Origin of the sequence: Roseovarius mucosus DSM 17069 (assembly GCF_000768555.3) — a bacterium.
Lineage (GTDB): Bacteria > Pseudomonadota > Alphaproteobacteria > Rhodobacterales > Rhodobacteraceae > Roseovarius > Roseovarius mucosus.
Genome location: NZ_KN293989.1, coordinates 11,835 through 29,258, shown reverse-complemented (window position 1 = coordinate 29,258; position 17,424 = coordinate 11,835). Strand labels below are relative to the sequence as shown.

The window sequence follows — 17,424 nt, the reverse complement described above, 5'->3', positions numbered from 1 at the left end:
GGAGGGAATTCGGCTTGAGATTTTTGGATTGGATTGACCGTGGCATTCGCGGCATCGGCGTCGTGACTGCGTGGCTGACAGTTGTTTCGATTGCTGCTTATGGCGCGCTTCAGATGCTGGATCGCAAGCTACAACTTGGCGTGTCGAGCTATTTGCCGGACCTGTCCACGTCACTGCTGTTCATCCTAATTTTCTTGACCTTTGGGTATACCTATCTGCGCGACGGTCACGTGCGCGTTGATGTTCTTCGCAGACATTGGTCCGCCCGCCGCATTGCTTGGATCGAACTGATTGGCGGCCTTTTTGTCCTTCTGCCGCTCGCCGCCATCCTGACCTACTACGGATGGGACGGTTTGATGCGCACCACGAAATACGCGGAAACCCAGTTGTGGGCACAACGCATTGCCGGGGTCATCGGCCCCATCCTGCTGGCTCTTGCCGGGATGATCGTAGCCCTTCGCAACATCGCCTTTCTGACAGGGAGACGTGCGCAAGGTGCACCGGAACAAGCAAGCGGCCTGCACAATGGTGAATGAGGTCCTCACGGTTGCCATGCTTGTCGTGATGGCGATTGGGGTTTTCAGTGGCTTTCCGGTGGCGCTGGTGCTCGCGGGGACAGGCTTCTTGGGGTTTGTCGCTGCGGTTTGGGTGGGGATCACTGATTTTCAGCATCTGGGGCTGATCTACCTGAGGGCCCGTGGTGTACTGACCAATGAATCAGTCCAATTCACCAGCGTTCCAATGTTGATTTTTCTTGGTCTGATCCTGAATGCCAGCGGGATTGCCGAAACCATGTTTCGCTTGCTGGGGCGTCTTCTGACAGGCGTTCCCGGTCGCTACGCCATTGCGACTTTGCTGATCGGCCTCGTTCTTGCGCCCGCCGCCGGGGTGATCGGTGCTTCCGTCATAACTGTGGCGTTGGTGGCCTATGCCCCGATGATGGCGTCGGGCTACGCACCGCGAACCGCAGGAGGCGCTGTCGCAGCTTCTGGAGCATTGGGTGTCGTGTTCCCGCCAGCCGTGATGCTGTTCTTCATCTCGAACGTGTTCTATCTGCGCATCGGATTGATGTATGTGGCCCTCATCGTACCTGTGCTTCTGATGGTCATGGCCTTCGCGGTCTACTTTGCGGTCACCTTGAGAAAAACGGTCGAAATCCCGCTGGACACACCCAAGACCAATCTTGTGTCAGACCTCTTGTTTGTACTCGCGTCTGTCGCGGTCATCGCATCCATTCCGCTCAGCATCATTCTGGGCTTTGCGACACTAACAGAGGCGGCTGGAGTAGGGGTTTTTGGCGCGCTATTGGTCGCGCTGGCGCGAAAGCGCTTGTCTTTCTCATCGTTGAACTCTGTCACGGTGCAGACAAGCACGATGACGTCGATGGTCTACTTCATCGTATTGGGCGCATCGGTATTCTCGCTTAGTTTCCACCTGGTCGGTGGACCGGACGTCATCTTCGAGTGGATATCCGCATTCGATCTCACCCGGTGGGAACTGTTGGCGATCCTCCTTGGCGTGATCATCATACTTGGGTTTGTTTTTGACTGGATCGAGGTGCTGCTGGTCTTTGTACCAGTGTTGATGCCGATCTTTTCGGAACTCGACTTCGCAGATCACGTCGGCTCTGCCTACTTTGCGCAAATCTGGATCGCTGGCCTGATAGCACTGGCCTTGCAGACGTCTTTTCTGACGCCTCCCTTCGGCTATGCCCTATTCTTTGCCAAGATGGCGGCACCTAACAGGCTGCTGAAAAAGTCGGCCCTCGACGCGGTTATGAGAACATGATTCACTTCCGGCATGGCAGCGGCAGCAGGAGGTGGCGATGCGTGGGACGGACGAGGCAAGCGGGTCGCTGTTCAGCTATGTTGATCTTGAGCAGCGGGTTCCGGATCGTCATCCGCTGCGGTTGATCCGTCGGGTCGTCAATGACGCGCTGGCCAGCCTGGATGCCGAGTTCGCCGCGCTCTACACCGATTTTGGCCGCCCCTCCATCGCGCCGGAGCGACTGATCCGTGCGAGCCTTCTTCAGCTCCTGTTCTCGATCCGCTCGGAACGGCAGCTGATGGAACAGATGAACTATAACCTGCTGTTTCGGTGGTTCGTCGGCCTTGGCATCGACGATCCGGTCTGGGTTCCTACGGTGTTTACCAAGAACCGCGATCGGCTGCTGACGACCGACATGTCGCGCAAGCTGATGGCGGCGATCCTGGCGCACCCGGAGGTCCGTCCGCTCCTCTCGGATGAACACTTCTCGGTAGACGGCACTTTGGTCAAGGCGTGGGCGTCCATGAAGAGCTTTCAGCCCAGGAACAGCGCGCCGCCACCGCATGACGATGATCCTGGCGGACCGCCACCACCGGCCGACGCGACCTTCGCAAACACCGAACCGCAGCCCCAGCAGACAGAAACGCAGCCGATGCCCGACACGCCCCGCCATATCCGCAACGCCGCAGTGAACTTCCGGGGCCAGAAGCGCTCGAACGCAACCCACATCTCTGTGACGGACCCCGATGCCCGTCTCTACAAGAAGGCACCGGGTGCCGCGGCGACATTGTGCTTCATGGGACATACGCTGATGGAGAACCGCAACGGGCTGATCGTGCAGGCCGATTTGACCCATGCCGATGGTTACGGCGAGCGCAAGGCGGCCCTCGAGATGATCAACCGACACTCCCCTGGCTCGACCCGGCGCCTGACGCTTGGAGCAGACAAGGGATATGACAGCGCCAACTTTGTTGCCGCACTCAGGCGCATGGTTGTGACGCCACATGTCGCGCAGAAGGCCCGGAGTTCCGCAATCGACGGGCGAACCACCCAGCATCCCGGTTATGCCTTGTCACAGCGGCGCCGGAAGAAGATCGAGGAACCCTTTGGCTGGGCCAAGACCGTGGGCGGCATGGCCCAGACTGTTCATCGCGGCCTCGACAGGGTCCGCGCCCAATTCACAATGACCATGGCAGCCTGCAATCTGGCCAGACTACCGAAACTCCTTGCCCCCTGACGAAGGGGGCAAACCCGACCCGGCGTCCGCAGTCGCAAAGAGCCACCTTCAAACCGTGGGGGAAGAATAACGTCCTTCAAGGCTGACTTCTTCAGCAGCCTGTTAAGCTTAAGCTATCAGATCAAAGAACACTCGTTGATAACTGTTATCTGTTATCGCCTGCGGCCATCTATCTCTGAAGTTGCAGGGATGTTGATACCTCCGGCCCTAAGACATTCATACAAAAGTTCTTTCTTAGTAAGCCCGCGCCTCGTTGCCTCTGCCGCAAAAGCTTCCTTGATGGGTTCTGGCACATTCGTGAAAGAGAACTGGACACGCGGGGCGTCCTTCATCGCAGATGATTTTGCTTTGCTGACACTTGGCAAAGGTGCCGCCATTGCCTTCAACTTCTTCGAGCTGTTGTCAGCATCCAGATCATCATCGAGGTTTACGCTGACTTTGGCCATGACCCGCTCCTGTAGAAACTGATGAGGCCCCTGCCCTGCAAGTCCGCCAGCACCGACTGAGCCGACCGACGCGCCGATCCTTGTGGGGCTTGCCCTGTAGACGTCATTTCCTTGAACCCTGTCCGGTGCGCGCACATAGCGTTGAGCCGAGGCACATTCTGGGCATCGAGGGCATCGACAATGGCCTGCGTGATGTTTGTTTGTGTATCCACGTCCATCATCACGACCAGGGCCGGAATCTCCTTTTCCATTGTCTCAGCAACACTTTGAACATGTGAATAGGTTCGCTTGGCTCCCTTGGCGTCAGCTTCGTTGGCCTTCGATGGTATCAGGATGAGATTGGCGGCCGCGATGGCGTGCATTGCCATTGCTGACTTGAAGCCTGCTGTATCCACAAAGATTGCGTCATACGGCGGATCAGCCTTCTTCAATGCCTTGACGGTTGGCAGAAGCTTTTCGTCATCTTCTTCGTATAGCCAGTCGAGATCGGTCTGTTCTTTTTTTGCCCACGATTCCAAGTGCCGCTGAGGGTCTGTGTCAATCACGGCGACCCTTGCACCATCCTGAACCATCAGGCTTGCGATGGCCGTCAGAAGTGTCGTTTTTCCCGCGCCGCCCTTTTCTTGCACTACGCTGATAACCTGCGTCATGGCCTGCCTCCATTTTCCCTTAACCCTTAACCCTTAACCAATAACTGTCAACACTTAACAGATATCAGGTATCTGTTAAGTGTTATGGAGCCTTGCCCTTGCGCTCATACCATTTCCGACAAAACCCTATAAAAGCGGCATCCGGGTGACGTGGTGGGTCGTTCATCCACATCCGCCATTCCTGCTCAAGCGCATAGACATCCCATGTGGGAGCAGCCTTTCGAGCCTGATCGTAGGCATCAGAAGACAAACGCACCGATACATCTGAGGCGAACGATGGGCTATCGCCGTAAATCTCTAGGAACTCGGGCTTTGGAGTAATTTCCAGTACATCATGCAAAAGCCTGAAGCGATAATCGGGCATGTGGGACTGAGCCTCATCTGCCCTGCAGATCGCCTTTACAAGGCGTTTGAACTCTTTTGCTGTAGATGTAGAGCCTGTCTTGTGTTGCAGCTTATCTAGCCCGATCCGCCAGACATCCTGCTTTCCGCAGTGCTTTCGTGCCAACTCATACAAGCGCCGCTCCAAAGGTTTGCGAAGCTGAAAATATGCTTTGTTAAGTGTTAGCACATTCTTGTTCTCGATTGCCTTGACGAGCCAGTCACCCATTTCCAGTTCCACGCTGAGAAGGCGTCCTGTGGAGTCCTCCTTGACGATCCGCGCGTCGGTGATGAATGAAATCGAACGCCATTCGCCTAAGCCATGATCATGAATGTTCGTCTCGATCTGCGTAAACTGAAGACGGGTGAGGGCACGTCGAAGCGTTGCGTAGGCCTGTCCGGTAGTATGGCGGTTTGTGGCCTTCAGCAGATCATGGGCTGAAATCCGGACACGACGACCGATCTCCTGACCTTCGTTCTTCGCGGCCATGAGTTGGCTCAAAACATAAATCAGAATATCCCTATCGAAGACATTTGCACGGCCTTCCTCAGCCGCTGGCGTGATCTTCACCTTCACGTTGCCTTGTTCGTACTCGAACGCGGCCAGGTCCTTTTTGACCGAAAGCGAAAACAGGGGGTGTTCCATAGAGGCGCGGTCACTCTTGGGCGTGGCATCCAAGATGTCACAGACAAACAGGTCCGGCTCAGTGTGCCGCTGCGGTAGCAAAGCTGTTCTTTTCCGGGGTCGTGCCATTATTCGATAATCTACCCACCATTATTCGACAGTCTGCCCACCAGAGGCGTGCATTATTCGATACTCTACACACCTTTCTTCGATAGTCTACCCACCTTTCTTCGATACTCTACACACCGGCAGGCTGAAATATAGTGAAATAGAACAACGAAATCAGTGTGTTGCGGAGATGGCGATTCTCGTAACACCTTCTATAACACATATATAACACACAAGTTCTCAGGCAGAGCTGATCATCCCCATCACATGACCACTCACCGTCGATAGAACACGCAGGCATCGACACCCGTGGTTGTCGTGGTCCAGGACGCCCCAAGGACAGCACATGTGGACGCGTTGCTGGCCAAGAAACGAGGAAGCGTCACCGTCAGCACCAGGGCCACAACCAATGCACCCAGACCAAACCAGGGCAGGCGGCTTTTAAGGCGAGCCGCTTTCTGTTCCCGTTCGAACACCGCTCGATAGGCTGTGGACCTGTCATCTTCCGATTTGGCCAAGGCCCCGATGGTCTTGTCCGTCTGGACGCCAAGGCGTCTGACAATCTCGGTCATCGCGTCTGCCGTTGCGCCCAGGTGGCTGTCGAGGGTCTGGCCCAGAAGATCCCCGTATTTTTTCGGATTGGTTTGGTCCCGTGCGGCGAAGGCCGCGATCCGCGCTTCTGTCGCGACCTTGATCTGCTTGTCCGCCACGGCGGTCAGATCGTCGATCCTGTCGGACATGCTGGCGACAGCAGTTGCCATGAGATCGAGCGTTTCGCGCAGATCATCGTCGGGGAGGTCGGGTTGGTCTGGCATCGGGAGGCGTCCTTCAGATTACTGGTCCTGCGGGACAAACAGTCCCTTGAACTCGGGATCGGCGTAATAGCGCAGCTTTTGGGCGACGGCGGTGGCTTGCCCCTGCACGCGCAGGAGCTGGTTTTCCGGGCGGAGCTGCATGATTTCATCGGGGGTGAGCAGGTCGCGGCCCGTGAGGTTGTTGCTGAAGCTGGGACCGTCACCGGGCTTGAAGCTGTCGGTCTGGAATCCGGCAGTTTCCTGACCCATCATCTGGCTTAGCCACTTGGCCGTCTCGAAATCATTCACCCCGAAGACCTGCTGCACCCCGGCATTGGCAATGAACGTGCCCGCGCGTTCGCCGTAGAGGTCCCTGAGCTGGCTCATGTCCTGCAGGATTGGCCAGAGCTGGAGGCCATAGCCTGCCATCAGCCCCATGGCGCGCTCCACGGCCTCCAAGCGACCCAAGGCGGCAAACTCGTCCAGGAGGAACAGCGTGGGCGTCTTGAGGCGCTGTGTGCCCCCCTGAGCGTCTGCAGGGCCGCTCAGGGGCCTCACGGACGCCTCAGCGTCCCGTGCAATGTCCTGAAGGGCCTGAGAGACCAGAAGGCGCAGCCAGCGGCTGTAGGCGTCCATCCGGTTCGGTGGCAGCACCAGAAACACCGAAGTGATCCGGTGGCGCAGATCGGAGAAGTGGAAATCCGACCGCGAAAGAACTTTCGCGATGCGTGGGCTGTCCAGGAAATGCGTGTGGCGCTGTGCGTTCGACAGCACCGAGGCGGCTTCGCGATCCGCCTTGCCGAGGAAGCGGTTGGCGGCGCGGGCAATCAGCCCGCCCGCCGCATCGCTGTCCTGCATCAGCTCCAGTAGCGAGCGCAGCTTTTCCGGGGGCAGGGTGAGATATTCCCGGACGGTGGCAAGCGTCCGGCGGTTGCGGTCCTCGTGGCAGACGCAGAACATGATCAGCCCGCCGAGGATGGCCTTGGCCTCCTCGTTCCAGTGCGCTTCCGTGACCTGTCCCGGCGGGTCCATGACCAGCGCCTCTGTCAGGGAGGCCGCATCCTCGCCCAGATCGAGGCTGTCCGGTGCCAGCCGGTCAAGCGGATTGTAGGCGGCAGAGGGCATCCCCGAGACCTCAAACGGATCGAGGACATGGACGGTGCCGAACCGCCGCCGGGCTTCCCCGGCGATCCGGGCATTCTCGCCTTTGGGGTCGATGACCAAAACCGAGCGCTCCGCCGCCAGCAGGTTCGGGATCACAGTACCAACGCCTTTCCCGGCCCGTGTCGGGGCGAGGGTGATCAGATGGGCCGGACCGCCATAGTGCAGCAGCCGTCCGGTGTGCGGGTTGCGCCCGATCAGAAGGCCGTCTTCCCGCTGGAGTTTCTTCAGCTCCTTGCGGTTGGCGAAGCGGGCGGAGCCGTGGCTGTCGCCGGTCAGCCCGAAGAAGGCGTCCGCGCCAGAGGCCATGCGCCAATACTGGAATCCGAAGACGCCACCAACAAAAATGAACGGCCCGAAGACCAGCCACTGCCATGCGCTTTCGCCGGGCGGTTGGTCGAAGAAGGCGAAGACGAACGGCGTGGCGACAAGTGCCCCGATCATCGCGCCGAACAGGACAGCGCCGATCATCCAGCCCAACAGGATAGGCGCGAAGATCAAACGACCGAAGAACCGGAACAGCCCTCCGAAGACGCGCATCACGCCCCGCATCAGGACGGCGTTTCCGGATCAGAGCCGGACGAGGCAGGGGAGGGAGTTCCCCAGTCCGCAAAGGCCTTGCGATCCTGTTCGCGGGGCAGGTTGCGGATCAGCCGGTCGAGCATCGCGGCAGCCCCGGAATCCCGTTCCGCCAGGTCCATGAGCGCACCGCCCAGGATCACCTTGCGCCGCGTGTCGAGTTTGCGCTGTCTGGTGCTTTCCCGGTTCTTCAGCGCTTGGAGCCGGGCCTTGGCCTGGGCATATCGTTTCTCGGCGCGCTCAAGTTCTGTTTCTGCCAAATCTCTACCCTCGCCACCAAATATTCTTGAGGTTGAAGTTGTTCTTGCCAGATCAACCGATAGCGCTTACCCGTAGGCCTGTAAAGGACAAGGGCGCACTTATGCAAACTCTCCACCTGCGGTTCCGAGATTTGCGTGCGATCTCTCTGGGGCAAAGCCCCGGCCGATGGCCATCCCCTTCGCTGCGTGCCGCCGCGACATGGAAGGGCGCGCCGCCCCTTCCAAACCATCCCAGCCCAACCTCAGCGGTTGGATCGCGTCCCGCAAGGTCGCGCCAGCGTCTCGCCCGATGCCCCACGGTGGGGGCCGGTCTGCCGCTGGCGTCTCCCTTGCGGGAGGTTCGTGTCGGTGCGAGCGCGCACCCCGGCAGACCTGACGGTGCCGACACGAACCGGGTTTGCCCCCGGCAAACCGCCAGTGATCTGTCCCCATATCCCGCCCCCCATGAGGCTGGGGATCTGGGGGCAGATCACTGGCAAGCCCGCGCGTCGGAGAGCTGTTGGCTCGCCTCAAGCGGGCTGTCTTTTCCCCTCGGACCGCGCCGGTTCCGGGCGCACTCTTGCGGAGAAAAGACGGCTGATCTGATTGCCAATGTCAGGGCATCGGCACGGATCAGCTGCGGCGCGTGGGCGCGTTTGCTTCACAGGCGAGGGGAGGACGCATGGCCAGCTACCACCTCTCCGTGAAGACGATCAAACGCAGCGCCGGGCGCTCCGCCACGGCGGCAGCGGCCTACCGTGTCGGGGAGCGTATCGAGTGCCTGCGCGAAGGCCGTGTCCACGATTACACCCGCAAGCAGGGCATCGAGGAGACCTTCATCCTGACCCCGAAGGATGCCCCGGATTGGGCGCAGGATCGGTCCCGCCTCTGGAACGAGGCCGAGGCCAGCGAGACCCGTCGCAACTCCGTCACCGCCCGCGAATGGGAGCTGGCCCTGCCGTCCGAGATCAGCGACGAGGACCGGTCGCTGATCACCCGTCAGTTCGCCGAGGAGCTGGTCAGCCGCTACGGCGTAGCTGTCGATGTTGCGATCCACGCGCCGCACCGCGAGGGTGATCAGCGCAACCATCATGCCCATGTGCTGACCTCCACCCGCAAGCTGGAAGCCGGGGGCTTCACAGCCAAGACGCGCATTCTTGATTCCGCGAAGACGGGCGGCGTCGAGATCGAGCAGATGCGTGGCCTCTGGGCCGAGTTGCAGAACCGCGCGCTGGAGCGTGTCGGGGAGGTCAAGCGCGTCGATCACCGGTCGCTTGAGAAGCAGCGCGAGACGGCGTTGGATCGTGGCGACAAGTTGAGCGCTGAGGAACTGGACCGCGACCCGGAGCTGAAGCTGGGGCCAGCGGCCAATTCCATGGAGCGACGCGCGAAGTGGATGGCCGAGCGCCAGGGCCGGGAATACAAACCCGTCACCGAGCGTGGCGCTGTCGTCCATGCCGCTCGCCAGGCACGCGCCGCCTTCCGCGAAATGCGCGAACGCCTGGACATTGCGCGGGAGACTTACGGGATGGCCCGTGAGGAAGGGCAGGGCCGTGTCTCTGCCGGTCTGGCGGCACTCAGGGCCGCGACAGCGAAGGATCGCAGCAGCGAGCGCACCCCGGAGGACTTCCAGGAGCGTCTGGCGCGCGTCGTGGACCGGTCACGGGACCAGGACGACACGCCGAAACCAGACGGCCGCAATTATGCGCGGGAGCTGCTGAAAGAGATCATGGAGAAAGACGCAGGCCGGGACGGTCAGGCGGCGGTTCACAAGTTGGACGGGCACAGTGACCCGGAGCTTGGCGAAGACACCGGGCGCGAGGCGCGCAAGCCGTCCGTCAATGAGCGCCTGAAGGACGTGCTGAACAAGCCGCGCGAGCGGCTGGAACCGGATAACGACCGTGATCATGAACGCGATGATGATGAACAGGAAAACACGCGGGACAGGGACCGTGGCGAAGGCCACAGTCTGTGACGCGGTCTGACAGGGCAAACAGAGGAGACTGAAAAATGGATGAAGTGTTCAACGTGGGAAAAACGTTGCTGCTGGATGGGCAGCCCATGTCCTTGGTTACGCCCGCAGGCGTCGAGGGCTGGATCGATCAAGGGATCAAGTACAGCTATCGCTACGATCAGGTGCGCGATCCGCTCGACGGTCAGATGAAGTACCGCTGCATCTATGAGAAGGATGGGGCGGATGTGCCGTTTGTGCTGGTCAACAGTCCAAGTAGTGGCGATGGGCGCGTGATCCTGTTTGATGATGTGCGGGATCAGCCACCGGTGTTCCATCAGCGACGGTGAGCGATGCTGCGATGCCGCAAGGCCGCTTCGAGCCCATCTTGTAAGTTTTCTGCAATGCGGCCAATGTGGAGAGTACCGTAAAGTGTGGGGCAGTTGAATTTTGGGATTGATGCTGGCAAGGATTTTGGATGTCATCCGCTTCTCCAATCTATCAGCTAAAGGTACGCCTTCTTGGGTTGAGCCCGATGATCTGGCGGCGTGTTTTGGTATCGGATTCGACGACACTGCGTGAACTGCACGGCATTCTTCAGGTTGCGATGGGCTGGGAGGGCATTCATCTGTTCCTCTTCGAGGTTCACGCGGTACAATACGGCTCGTTGGAGTTGCATGCTGGAAACCCGGATGTATCCTTGCAGCAGTTTGGGTTCCGCGAGAACGAACGATTTTCCTACGTTTACGATATGGGGAATAACTGGGAACACGAAATTCGTGTTGAAGCGATTAATCCGCCACCAAAGAAAACCTATCCGGCCTGCATAGGCGGTTCCGGAGCCTGCCCGCCTGAAGATTGCGGTGGTGTATATGGGTATCTTGAACGGCGGGATGAGGCTGACGGCTATGATGCCTGGAATGACATGGGCGTCATGGTTGGTTTCCTTGAAGATGTTGTAGCAGCGAACGCCCCCAATCGGCCGGTATCTGATTTCATGTCTGACGAGGTGGAAGCTGCGATGGAACGGATGGTTGCTCGCAAGCCGTTCGTCGACGGGAAATTCTCACGGGGTGCTGTGAACAAGCGGTTTCGATCCGGAGATCATCGCGACCTGATGCGCCAGCAGATGTGGTAAGGGCCGTCCGAAATGGTTCGGTTCCGGACAGGGCGTAATGATCTGTCCATAAATTATCTTGAACCTGTATCGAACAGGCGTATTATTTTGGACAACATTTCCGGACAGAATTGCAATGCTGTGACCAGAACATTCGCCTACGCCAGAGTATCGACCGTCGAACAGGACCCCGAAAACCAGATCCGGGAGATCGCTGCCGCAGGATTTGCGGTGGAGCCACACCGGATCATTACCGAAACGGTTTCCGGCTCACAGGCCATCGCACAGCGGAAGGGATTTGCGCGTCTTCTGGACAAGATGGAGCGTGGCGATGTTCTTGTCGTGACTAAGCTGGACCGGCTGGGGCGCGATGCGATCGATGTCAGTACGACCGTGGCCAAGCTGGAAGTCTTGGGCATCCGTGTGCATTGCCTCGCCTTGGGCGGCGTGGATCTGACCAGTTCTGCGGGCAAGCTGACGATGGGTGTGATCAACGCAGTTGCCCAGTTCGAGCGAGACCTTCTGATCGAACGCACGCAATCGGGGCTGGCGCGTGCGAAAGCGCAAGGCAAAACACTGGGGCGCCCATCAACCCTTTCGGCTGATCAGCAGGCGCTGGTCCGCGAAAAGATTGCCAATGGCGCGACAGTTTCCTCCATCGCACGCGAAATGGGCACCAGTCGGCAGACAATCATGCGGGCGAGAGATTCAGAACCAATATAATCAAGCAGGCAGACCCCGAAGATGGATATCGAAATCAGCGTCACAATAACTGCGCCAGATGGCACCGCTCACACGGATAGGATCGCCGCATTCTCCAAGGGCATTGAGGCTGCTGGTGACATCGGCCTGTCCATAGAGGAAGGCAAAGCCGTTCTTTTGGGCATCCAGCGGAAAGTTGTTGCCGCGCAATGCGAAGCGTTTTGTATCCAACGTGCCCGCTGTACGTGCTGTGATCGAAAGCTTCGTGGCAAAGGGCGCCGGCAAATTCGATACCGGACGGTCTTCGGTGACATCGCCGTTGAAAGTCCGCGCTTCTATTCCTGCCAGTGCCACAATGGTCCAGCCAAAACTTTCAGTCCTCTGAACGAACTTTTGCCCGACCATATCGCCCCGGAGTTGCTCTGGCTTGAGACGAAATGGGCTTCGCTTGTATCTTTCGGGGTCACGACTAACCTGCTGAAAGATGTCCTGCCGATTGATATGAGGCTAAATCCAGACACCATCCGCAGACATCTGGGGCGTGTGGCCACGCGGATGGAGGCCGAACTTTCTGATGAGCGTTACAGTTTCATTGAAACCAGTCCCCACCAGCGCGCCCAGCTTCCCAACCCTGAGGGCCAAATCACCGTCGGTATCGACGGTGGCTATGTTCGGTCTCGCGACGCGGGTCAGTCGCATTTCGAGGTCACCGTCGGCAAATCCATCCCCACAGATCGCCCGAGCCGCTATCTTGGGCTTGTCCAAAGTCATGATGACAAGCCCAAGCGGCGACTGCATGAAGTTTTGAAGGATCAGGGTTGGCAGGAAAACCATCCAGTGACATTCATGACTGACGGTGGAGACACCGTCATCCACATGGCGCGACACATGGCACCTTCCTCTGAGCATATCCTGGATTGGTTCCACATCACCATGCGCATCACCGTCATGCAGCAATACGTCAAAGGGCTTGCGCATCACAATCCCGCAGAGGCCGAAGCCATTGCCCGCCTGCTGCGCCAGATCAAAGGGTTCCTTTGGAATGGCAACCTTCACAATGGTCAGGCAGCGATCGAAGACCTTGTCATCGATCTGGAAGTTGTCGAGACGGACTATGCCAGCATCAAGGCACTTCGGAAGGCGGCGTCCGAGTTCGAGACCTACATCGCCAACAACGCCTTGATGATCCCGAACTATGCGGAAAGACGACGGTACGGTGAACGCGTTTCAACCGGCTTTGTCGAAAGCACCGTCAACACCGTTGTTGGAAAGCGCTTCGGCAAGCGGCAGCAAATGCGCTGGTCAAAACGAGGCGCGCACCTCATGCTGCAAACCCGAACCAGAGCCCTCGATGGCACCCTGCGCGCCAAGTTCGAGCAATGGCATCCGGCGTTGAAGCCTTCGTCCGAAACCGAAATGGCTGCATGATTGCCCCACACTTTACGGTACTCTCCCAGGACAAGGGGATACGTGCCTGCATCCCAGGCCGGAAGAAACGCAAGACGGCGATCAAATACGATAAGCGGAGATACAAGCGGCGTAACCGCATCGAGATCATGTTCGGCAGGCTCAAGGACTGGAGGCGCGTCGCGACCCGCTATGACCGATGCCCCAAGGTGTTCCTCTCAGCCATCGCCCTCGCGGCTCTCGTCATCTATTGGTTATGAATCCTGACCCTAGGTAGACCTGCAGTCTTTTGCTTGATAGGGGTAGGGCGCATAAAGCCCGCGGAATCGAATTGGACCCGATCAGCGAACGAACCATCTTGGCCCGCGGCGTGCGAAAAGCTGCAACTTGAGGCCTGACACACGACCGCAATCAATCTTGTCCAGACAGATCAGAAAATCCTTGCAAAACCGGGGGCATCCACACACTACCCCTGCAACTCGCGTAAGGTAATTGTTGTCGGGACCATCACACGACGCCAGATCATCGGACTGATCCCCAAAAGCCGAACCTTCAGCTGAACAATATTACAGACAGTGTCCATATCCTGAACGTGCCATCAATAGCCGCACGCGGCACCGGCCCCGCACTTTGCTGTACTCTCTATGAATACCGCAGCATCGCCATCGCCGAGACCCAGGCGCAGATTGCTGCCGTCGAGGAAAAGATTGCTGCCAGCGCGACCGATCAAGCCTCGCAACCAGATCAAAGACCTTTCAAGGTGGTGATGCCGACGGGCAGGGTGGCGGATTGGAGCCCCCCAACAAAGCGGCGCCAGCGGAGACGATAAAGTTCCGCAGCTTTTTCCAAATCAGCCACACCATCTGCATCGATCTTACGAACCGCGCGGCCAGGGCTTCCAACGACCAGAGTGTTGTCGGGGATCTCTTTGCCTTCGGTGACCAGCGCGCCTGCGCCAATTAGGCAGTTTTTGCCAATCTTGGCACCATTGAGGATGGTCGCGCCCATGCCTATCAACGTGCCGTCACCGATGGTGCAGCCGTGGATCATCGCGCGATGCCCGATGGTGCAGTTGACACCAATATGGATGGGGAAGCCGGGATCGACATGCAGCACGCAGTTGTCCTGAACATTCGACCCTGTGCCCAAATAGATAGTGGCATCGTCGGCGCGCAGGATGGCACCAAACCAGATGCTAACGTCGGCCTCGATCTGCACATCGCCGATTAGCACAGCCGTGGGCGCGACGAAGGCTTCGCCCGTGGTGGGGCCACGCGGGCCGATGTTGTCCAAAGTGAATAAATGTGTGGTCATTGTTGCATCTCCTACGCTGTACCGGAGTCCGGGAAGAGGTACAGCAGCGCCACTCATATAGTGCCTTTCTCACGCAGATCTGTAATTTTTTTGGGGTCATAGTTAAGCATTTTGGACAGGATTTCGTCCGTATGCTCGCCCAGCATTGGCGGCGGCAGGCGAACACCAAACTCATGGCCTTCCATGCGGATCGGTGTGCGCATTACCTTTGCTTTCACATTTGGCGCAGCGCTGTGGTTAATCTCTTGAACTATACCCCGCGCCTGGATGTGGGGGTCGTCGAACACTTCGGGGATGGTGTTGATCGGTCCGCAAGGTATCCCGGCCGCCTGCAAATCTGTAAGCCATTGGGCTGAAGGTTTTTTGGCCAATTCTGCACGAATCTCGATCAAAGCGGCGTCACGATTGGTTAGCCGAAGGGTGTTGGTGACAAAGCGCGGATCATCGGCCAGATTGGGCCGTCCGATGGCCTGACAAAGGCGTCGGTACTGACCATCGTTACCCACGGCTAGATTTATGTGGCCGTCAGCGGTGGCGAAGGTCTCATACGGAACGATGTTTGGATGGGCATTGCCCAAACGCCCCGGATGAACACCACCGACAAGGTAGTTGGACGCCTGATTGTATAACCACGCAGCCTGACAATCGAGCAACGAAATGTCAATGTGCCGCCCGACACCGGTTTGGTCGCGTTCACGGAGCGCGGCCAAGATAGATACTGCCGCATACATCCCTGACATGATGTCCGAGATCGGCACCCCTACCTTCATAGGCTGTCCCGCGGCCTCTCCGGTAATGCTCATCAGGCCACCCATGCCCTGAACGACGAAATCGTAGCCGGGCCGCTCGGCATAGGGACCAGTCTGTCCAAAACCCGTGATCGAGCAATAAACAAGACGTGGGTTGCGTGCGTGGACCGACCCCCAATCCAGTCCACGACGCTTGAGATCACCAACCTTGAAATTCTCGACCAGAACATCGCTTTTATCGATAAGATCATGGATGATTTCAAGGCCATCGTCTGATCCTATATCAACTGTCAAAGACCGCTTGTTACGGTTTGTGGACATGAAATAAGCACTTTCGCGGGTGTCGTTTCCATCCCGATCCTTCAGGAAGGGTGGGCCCCATCCGCGAATGTCATCACCGATGCCTGGCCTTTCAATTTTGACGACATCCGCCCCCAAATCGCCCAAGGTCTGCGTGCAACTTGGCCCTGCAAGAATGCGCGAGAGATCAAGAACCCGCAGGCCGTCAAGCGGCAAAGTCATGGGTTTCCCCTCTGTTCAGAGATGATCACCCCGGGGTTCATAATTGACTTGGGATCAAGTGATTTCTTTGCCGCAGTGAATGCAGCGCCGATTGGCGCCGGGCGCTGTTTTTCATACCAAGGCATGTGCAGTCTGCCAACGGCATGGTGGTGGGTGATCGTGCCCCCTGCCTTCATCACAGCATCATAGGCGGCGATTTTAATTTCCATACACTGCTCGCCCATTCGCTCACGGTCTGGAAGGCAATGGAACGTGAAGTACGGCGCGGGGCCATTGGGATAGACGTGGGTAAAGCGACAAGTGACGGTGCCCGCCCGACCGGTCACCCGCTTGATCGCTGCATTCACTGTCTCGATGACCGAGCTGTGCAGTTCTTTGAAATTGTTCCAGCACACAGCCGTTTCAAAGGTCTCACGACATATTCCGCGCGAAGTCATATGCTCACGATAATATGGGCCGCGAATGAAGGCATTGCGCCATTGACCAGCCACGCTGTTGCGTCCCTGTTCTGTCTCATCCACTGGAGTTCCCCCAAATTCTCGGCACAGATCAACAGTTAAGTCCATCAGCTGATCCACCGGGTAATGTGAGCTTTCATATCCCAAGACTAGGATGGGACGGCTACCATCGAAAGCTCCGGTCAATTTAGCTTCAAGCGCATCGATGAGGCGGCAGTTCGCTGGGTAAAGTCCAGATTGTGAGATCGCACGGACAGCTTCGACGCCCTGATCGTATTCAGCGAAGGTAACTGTCTTGCTTGCCTTGTGCTTGATACGGGACAAGACTCTGATCCAAGCTTCGGTGATGATTCCAACGGATCCTTCTGTGCCCATCACATAACGGTCGGGTGACGGACCAGCGCCAGAGGCGGGCAAACGGCGGCTTTCGCTGATGCCGCTTGGCGAAACCATGCGGATATTTTCGACATAATCGTCGATGTAGGTGCCGTGTGTCGCATAGTGACCGGCAGCCCTGGTTGCGATCCAGCCGCCCAGAGTCGAAAGCTCAAAGCTTTGGGGATAGTGACGCAAAGTGGCGTTATGGGTTTTTAGCTGTGTTTCTAGGTCGGGTCCATACACCCCCGCCTGCACACGCGCAGAACGCGACACTGGGTCGAATTCCAAAATCTTGTTCAAGTACCACATGTCGATGGTCACCACACCGGCATAGGTTCCGTTGATTTCAGGATTCACACCGCCGACGACACTCGATCCGCCGCCAAAAGGAATAACCGCCGCACCAATGTCACCCGCCCAATCGATAAGCGCGCGTACATCCTCTTCATTACGCGGATAAGCAACCACATCTGGGGCATTGCGGAAATCACCGCGAAACATCTTGGCGCTGTCAAGAAATGACCGACCGTAGCTATGCAACGCACGCTCATACCGATCTGTGCGGCAAATATCTTTGATTGTCTCTGGAAAATGGGTAATTCTGCTCTCTGGCATATCGATGGTATCAAGCGTTGGTGCGGGCTTTACGTCGAATGCATCAACCTCGAAGGTACGGTGCCAAGTATCCAGTACCGGCTTCATCTCTTCGGGTGTGGCGCTTTGATCCTCAAAGCCCCAAGCATAGAATTTTCTACGTCTCTCGGTCATAGCTGTCCCCTTAAGGATTTTTTTGACATACAATTTGTCAATTAATGCTGCACTGAATTTACTATTTCACT

18 protein-coding genes and 1 pseudogene are annotated in these 17,424 nt (G+C 57.8%); 9 read left to right on the top strand and 10 right to left on the bottom strand.

Going from position 1 to position 17,424, the window contains the following annotated elements; all coding sequences use genetic code 11:
• Positions 1-23: 23 nt before the first annotated feature.
• The 3 genes from ROSMUC_RS16765 to ROSMUC_RS16755 are packed head-to-tail and all read left to right on the top strand — an operon-like array spanning position 24 to position 3,004.
• Positions 24-536, top strand: coding sequence for a TRAP transporter small permease subunit (locus ROSMUC_RS16765; protein ID WP_008282846.1), 513 nt, complete (start codon positions 24-26; stop codon positions 534-536).
• Positions 487-1,788, top strand: coding sequence for a TRAP transporter large permease subunit (locus tag ROSMUC_RS16760; protein ID WP_237183600.1), 1,302 nt, complete (start codon positions 487-489; stop codon positions 1,786-1,788). The genes ROSMUC_RS16765 and ROSMUC_RS16760 overlap by 50 nt, the downstream gene beginning before the upstream one ends.
• A 37-nt stretch (positions 1,789-1,825) precedes the next feature.
• The gene (locus ROSMUC_RS16755) at positions 1,826-3,004 is read left to right on the top strand and encodes an IS5-like element ISRssp10 family transposase (RefSeq protein WP_008281741.1); all 1,179 of its coding nucleotides are present in this window, start codon (positions 1,826-1,828) and stop codon (positions 3,002-3,004) included.
• Positions 3,005-3,156: 152 nt separating this feature from the next.
• Here ROSMUC_RS16755 and ROSMUC_RS16750 read toward each other — a convergent pair whose 3' ends face one another.
• The 6 genes from ROSMUC_RS16750 to ROSMUC_RS16725 form a co-directional block, all read right to left on the bottom strand.
• Positions 3,157-3,450 (bottom strand): hypothetical protein, encoded by a 294-nt coding sequence (locus ROSMUC_RS16750; protein WP_037239032.1) that lies wholly within the window; start codon positions 3,448-3,450, stop codon positions 3,157-3,159.
• On the bottom strand, positions 3,432-4,100 hold the full coding sequence (locus ROSMUC_RS16745) for a ParA family protein (RefSeq protein WP_037239034.1): 669 nt from the start codon (positions 4,098-4,100) through the stop codon (positions 3,432-3,434). The genes ROSMUC_RS16750 and ROSMUC_RS16745 overlap by 19 nt, the downstream gene beginning before the upstream one ends.
• An 82-nt stretch (positions 4,101-4,182) precedes the next feature.
• Entirely contained in the window at positions 4,183-5,235 is a 1,053-nt protein-coding gene (locus ROSMUC_RS16740; RefSeq protein WP_075571766.1) for a replication initiator protein A, read from the bottom strand.
• 254 nt (positions 5,236-5,489) lie between these two features.
• Positions 5,490-6,029, bottom strand: coding sequence for a hypothetical protein (locus tag ROSMUC_RS16735; RefSeq protein WP_037239036.1), 540 nt, complete (start codon positions 6,027-6,029; stop codon positions 5,490-5,492).
• 18 nt (positions 6,030-6,047) lie between these two features.
• Positions 6,048-7,709, bottom strand: coding sequence for a type IV secretory system conjugative DNA transfer family protein (locus ROSMUC_RS16730; RefSeq protein WP_245875216.1), 1,662 nt, complete (start codon positions 7,707-7,709; stop codon positions 6,048-6,050).
• 11 nt (positions 7,710-7,720) lie between these two features.
• Positions 7,721-8,008 (bottom strand): hypothetical protein, encoded by a 288-nt coding sequence (locus ROSMUC_RS16725; RefSeq protein ID WP_037239041.1) that lies wholly within the window; start codon positions 8,006-8,008, stop codon positions 7,721-7,723.
• A gap of 661 nt (positions 8,009-8,669) precedes the next feature.
• Here ROSMUC_RS16725 and mobQ point away from each other — a divergent pair.
• The 6 genes and pseudogenes from mobQ to ROSMUC_RS16695 all read left to right on the top strand — a co-directional run.
• Complete coding sequence (gene mobQ, locus ROSMUC_RS16720; protein ID WP_037239043.1) at positions 8,670-9,962, top strand: MobQ family relaxase; 1,293 nt, start codon at positions 8,670-8,672, stop codon at positions 9,960-9,962.
• Between the two features lie 35 nt (positions 9,963-9,997).
• Entirely contained in the window at positions 9,998-10,288 is a 291-nt protein-coding gene (locus ROSMUC_RS16715) for a hypothetical protein (RefSeq protein WP_037239045.1), read from the top strand.
• A gap of 128 nt (positions 10,289-10,416) precedes the next feature.
• Complete coding sequence (locus ROSMUC_RS16710; RefSeq protein WP_037239049.1) at positions 10,417-11,076, top strand: plasmid pRiA4b ORF-3 family protein; 660 nt, start codon at positions 10,417-10,419, stop codon at positions 11,074-11,076.
• A 12-nt stretch (positions 11,077-11,088) separates the two neighbouring features.
• Positions 11,089-11,778, top strand: coding sequence for a recombinase family protein (locus tag ROSMUC_RS16705; protein WP_245875215.1), 690 nt, complete (start codon positions 11,089-11,091; stop codon positions 11,776-11,778).
• A 21-nt stretch (positions 11,779-11,799) separates the two neighbouring features.
• Complete coding sequence (locus ROSMUC_RS16700; RefSeq protein ID WP_037239053.1) at positions 11,800-13,185, top strand: ISKra4 family transposase; 1,386 nt, start codon at positions 11,800-11,802, stop codon at positions 13,183-13,185.
• 26 nt (positions 13,186-13,211) lie between these two features.
• A pseudogene (locus ROSMUC_RS16695) lies at positions 13,212-13,424 on the top strand (IS5/IS1182 family transposase); the annotation flags it as partial.
• Positions 13,425-13,630: 206 nt separating this feature from the next.
• Here the strand turns inward: ROSMUC_RS16695 and ROSMUC_RS21615 are convergent.
• From ROSMUC_RS21615 to ROSMUC_RS16675, 4 genes are all read right to left on the bottom strand, one after another.
• Positions 13,631-13,747: an IS1096 element passenger TnpR family protein gene (locus tag ROSMUC_RS21615; RefSeq protein WP_099911053.1), complete on the bottom strand. Its 117-nt coding sequence runs from the start codon at positions 13,745-13,747 to the stop codon at positions 13,631-13,633.
• Between the two features lie 161 nt (positions 13,748-13,908).
• Positions 13,909-14,478 (bottom strand): gamma carbonic anhydrase family protein, encoded by a 570-nt coding sequence (locus ROSMUC_RS16685; protein WP_037275506.1) that lies wholly within the window; start codon positions 14,476-14,478, stop codon positions 13,909-13,911.
• Positions 14,479-14,531: 53 nt separating this feature from the next.
• Positions 14,532-15,749, bottom strand: a complete 1,218-nt coding sequence (locus ROSMUC_RS16680) for a CaiB/BaiF CoA transferase family protein (RefSeq protein ID WP_037275504.1) — start codon at positions 15,747-15,749, stop codon at positions 14,532-14,534.
• Positions 15,746-17,353 carry an FAD-binding oxidoreductase gene (locus ROSMUC_RS16675; RefSeq protein WP_037275503.1) on the bottom strand — a complete coding sequence of 536 codons (1,608 nt, stop codon included), beginning with the start codon at positions 17,351-17,353 and terminating at the stop codon, positions 15,746-15,748. Before ROSMUC_RS16675 ends, ROSMUC_RS16680 begins: the two co-directional genes overlap by 4 nt.
• Between the last annotated feature and the right edge of the window lie 71 nt (positions 17,354-17,424).